Annotated in this window: 2 tRNA genes and 2 rRNA genes; all 4 read left to right on the plus strand. The window is 54.4% G+C overall.

Annotation, left to right across the window (positions count from 1 at the left end):
- Window positions 1-114 precede the first annotated feature (114 nt).
- The 4 genes from NKJ78_RS30640 (at window position 115) to NKJ78_RS30655 (ending at window position 4,097) form a co-directional block, all read left to right on the plus strand.
- A tRNA-Ala gene (locus NKJ78_RS30640) sits at window positions 115-190 on the plus strand.
- A 424-nt stretch (window positions 191-614) separates the two neighbouring features.
- Window positions 615-3,416 (plus strand): 23S ribosomal RNA (locus NKJ78_RS30645).
- Between the two features lie 200 nt (window positions 3,417-3,616).
- Window positions 3,617-3,731, plus strand: a 5S ribosomal RNA gene (gene rrf, locus NKJ78_RS30650).
- A 289-nt stretch (window positions 3,732-4,020) separates the two neighbouring features.
- Window positions 4,021-4,097: transfer RNA gene (locus NKJ78_RS30655), tRNA-Met, on the plus strand.
- Window positions 4,098-4,151: the final 54 nt, after the last annotated feature.

Consider the following 4,151-nt stretch of genomic DNA (forward strand, 5'->3'; position numbering starts at 1 on the left):
GCGCGATCCCGCAGGGATCGTCGCTTCAGCCTCGATGTGGAAGTTGAGCTCCAGCGCGATCCCGCAGGGATCGTCGCTTCGGTCTCGATACCATTATGCGGGAGCAAGTTATCAGGGGCCGTAGCTCAGCTGGGAGAGCGCCTGCTTTGCAAGCAGGATGTCGTCGGTTCGATCCCGTCCGGCTCCACCACTTCCACGCAATCCGCAGGATTGTCGTGTCGCGCGATCCGCAGGATCGTCGCCTTGAAGTGTGTCGAGTGAGGGTGGTCAAAAAAGTCATTCGTATAAAGGTTTGTGGTGAGCTTCTTGGCTTGCCGCTTGTTCTGTTTTGACATTGTAAAGAGAAGATTTGTTCGAACTTCATGAGCCGAAAGGTTCGTGATTTGTCGCAGGAGACGCTCAATCTCCCGCATATGATGGGTTTGCCTAACCGCACCCTCGAACCGATCTCGAGAAGCTGGTCTTTTTGTGCCAATGACATCAAGCGCCAATCCCGCACAGGATTGCGCTTATGCGACGATCCCTTTGGGATCGCGCGGACGCTAATCCCGCAAGGGAGAGGCTGAAGCGACGATCTCTTCGAGATCGCGCGGGTGGGCATTGGCAATGAGAACGATCAAGTGTCTTAAGGGCAATTGGTGGATGCCTTGGCATGCACAGGCGATGAAGGACGTGATACGCTGCGATAAGCTACGGGGAGGTGCGAATACCCTTTGATCCGTAGATTTCCGAATGGGGAAACCCACCTAAGGTACTTGGAAAATCAGAGTAGCAGAGCGATCTGCTGCTGTGGTTTCCAAGTATCGATAATAGGTAACTTATCCTGAATACATAGGGATAAAGTGGCGAACGCGGGGAACTGAAACATCTAAGTACCCGTAGGAAAGGACATCAACCGAGACTCCGGAAGTAGTGGCGAGCGAACCCGGACCAGGCCAGTGGCGATTGAGAGACAAGCGGAACCTTCTGGAAAGTAGGGCCATAGTGGGTGACAGCCCCGTACGCGTAATGCAATCAATCGTCCTCGAGTAAGGCGGGACACGTGAAATCCTGTCTGAAATTGGGAGGACCACCTTCCAAGCCTAAGTACTCGTGCATGACCGATAGCGAACTAGTACCGTGAGGGAAAGGTGAAAAGCACCCCGACAAGGGGAGTGAAAGAGTACCTGAAACCGATTGCCTACAAACAGTGGGAGCCCGTAAGGGTCACCACGTACCTTTTGTATAATGGGTCAGCGACTTAGTGTGACGAGCAAGCTTAAACCGCTAGGTGTAGGCGCAGCGAAAGCGAGTCTGAACAGGGCGTTCAGTTCGTCGCATTAGACCCGAAACCGAGTGATCTAGCCATGAGCAGGTTGAAGGTAAGGTAACACTTACTGGAGGACCGAACCCATAACTGTTGCAATAGTTCGGGATGACTTGTGGCTAGGGGTGAAAGGCCAATCAAACTCGGAAATAGCTGGTTCTCCGCGAAATCTATTTAGGTAGAGCGTCGACCGAATACCCCAGGGGGTAGAGCACTGGATGGGCTAGGGGTCCTCACCGGATTACCAAACCTAACCAAACTCCGAATACCTGGGAGTACTAGTCGGCAGACACACGGCGGGTGCTAACGTCCGTCGTGAAAAGGGAAACAACCCTGACCTACAGCTAAGGTCCCCAAGTTATGGCTAAGTGGGAAAGGATGTGAGGATCCCAAAACAACCAGGATGTTGGCTTAGAAGCAGCCATCATTTAAAGAAAGCGTAACAGCTCACTGGTCTAAATAAGGGTCTTTGCGCCGAAAATGTAACGGGGCTAAAGCCATACACCGAAGCTTAGGGTTTGGTCCGCAAGGGCCAAGCGGTAGCGGAGCGTTCTGTAAGCTGACGAAGCCATACCCGTGAGGGGTGGTGGAGGTATCAGAAGTGCGAATGCTGACATGAGTAACGTAAGGGGAGTGAGAGACTCCCCCGCCGAAAGACCAAGGGTTCCTGCTTAAAGCTAATCTGAGCAGGGTTAGCCGGCCCCTAAGACGAGGCGGAAACGCGTAGTCGATGGGAACCACGTTAATATTCGTGGGCTTGGAGGTAGTGACGGATCGCGCAAGTTGTCCAATCTTATCGGATTGAACGGGCAGCGGAGCGGTTCCAGGAAATAGCTCCTCCTTATAAACCGTACCCGAAACCGACACTGGTGGTCAGGTAGAGTATACCAAGGCGCTTGAGAGAACTATGCTGAAGGAACTCGGCAAATTGCACGCGTAACTTCGGAAGAAGCGTGACCCTTTTCTACGCAAGTAGAGGAGGGTGGCACAGACCAGGGGGTAGCGACTGTTTATCAAAAACACAGGGCTCTGCGAAGTCGCAAGACGACGTATAGGGTCTGACGCCTGCCCGGTGCTGGAAGGTTAAGAGGAGGGGTGCAAGCTCTGAATCGAAGCCCCAGTAAACGGCGGCCGTAACTATAACGGTCCTAAGGTAGCGAAATTCCTTGTCGGGTAAGTTCCGACCTGCACGAATGGCGTAACGACTTCCCCGCTGTCTCCAGCATAGACTCAGTGAAATTGAATTCCCCGTGAAGATGCGGGGTTCCTGCGGTTAGACGGAAAGACCCCGTGCACCTTTACTATAGCTTTACATTGGCATTCGTAGTGGCATGTGTAGGATAGGTGGTAGGCTTTGAAACCTGGGCGCCAGCTCAGGTGGAGCCACCCTTGAAATACCACCCTTATTACTATGGATGTCTAACCGCGGCCCGTTATCCGGGTCCGGGACAATGTATGGTGGGTAGTTTGACTGGGGCGGTCGCCTCCTAAAGAGTAACGGAGGCGCGCGATGGTGGGCTCAGAACGGTCGGAAATCGTTCGCTGAGTGCAATGGCATAAGCCTGCCTGACTGCGAGACTGACAAGTCGAGCAGAGACGAAAGTCGGTCATAGTGATCCGGTGGTCCCGCGTGGAAGGGCCATCGCTCAACGGATAAAAGGTACGCCGGGGATAACAGGCTGATGACCCCCAAGAGTCCATATCGACGGGGTTGTTTGGCACCTCGATGTCGACTCATCGCATCCTGGGGCTGGAGCAGGTCCCAAGGGTATGGCTGTTCGCCATTTAAAGCGGTACGTGAGTTGGGTTCAGAACGTCGTGAGACAGTTCGGTCCCTATCTGCCGTGGGTGTAGGAATATTGAAAGGATCTGTCCCTAGTACGAGAGGACCGGGATGGACGGATCTCTGGTGGACCTGTTGTGGCGCCAGCCGCATAGCAGGGTAGCTATATCCGGACGGGATAACCGCTGAAGGCATCTAAGCGGGAAACCCACCTTAAAACGAGTATTCCCTGAGAACCGTGGAAGACGACCACGTTGATAGGCCGGGTGTGGAAGAGCGGCAACGCTTGAAGCTTACCGGTACTAATAGTTCGATCGGCTTGATCGTTCTCATTCCTTATGCTCATCGTGAACACGATGATCTGACCAGCGCTCACGCATGAGCGGCCCTTAAGGGCCTATGCTCCGCGAGGGCGCCGGAAAACCGGCGACGCGCAGTCGCGCTTGCGGGCTTGCGCCCGAAAGCAAAACACAAACGTCGCCTTGGCACGAAAAAACAGCTTCTCGATATAACGTGCGTTTTGCCGACCTGGTGGTTATGGCGGAGCGGCTGCACCCGATCCCATTCCGAACTCGGCCGTGAAACGCTCCAGCGCTGATGGTACTTCGTCTCAAGACGCGGGAGAGTAGGTCGCTGCCAGGTCTGCAAAACGCACGTTGAACTCTCATCCGCAAACCGGATGAAACTGAAATCTTCTCTCTACGAAAAGGCCCGCCAAGGGATCACGGGCCGCGCAAGCGGCCCTTTCATTTGGTCAGCCATATACCTATCTGTAAGCCATCCTGTTCATAGGCCCAGGCTTACGTCCAGATAAGCAAGCAAACGCTTGCTTCAGATCCGGAGCAGGCAAGAGCTTGCCCTGGAGAGTCCGGAGCAAGCAAGAGCTTGCCCTGGAGAGTCCGGAGCAAGCAAGAGCTTGCCCTGGAGGTGACGCGGGGTGGAGCAGCCCGGTAGCTCGTCAGGCTCATAACCTGAAGGTCACAGGTTCAAATCCTGTCCCCGCAACCAACAAAAAAAGCCCGCTTCACGCGGGCTTTTTGCGTTCGGACCGTGCTCGATGGC

The sequence above is a fragment of the Mesorhizobium sp. M0037 genome (assembly GCF_040323635.1).
GTDB lineage: Bacteria > Pseudomonadota > Alphaproteobacteria > Rhizobiales > Rhizobiaceae > Mesorhizobium.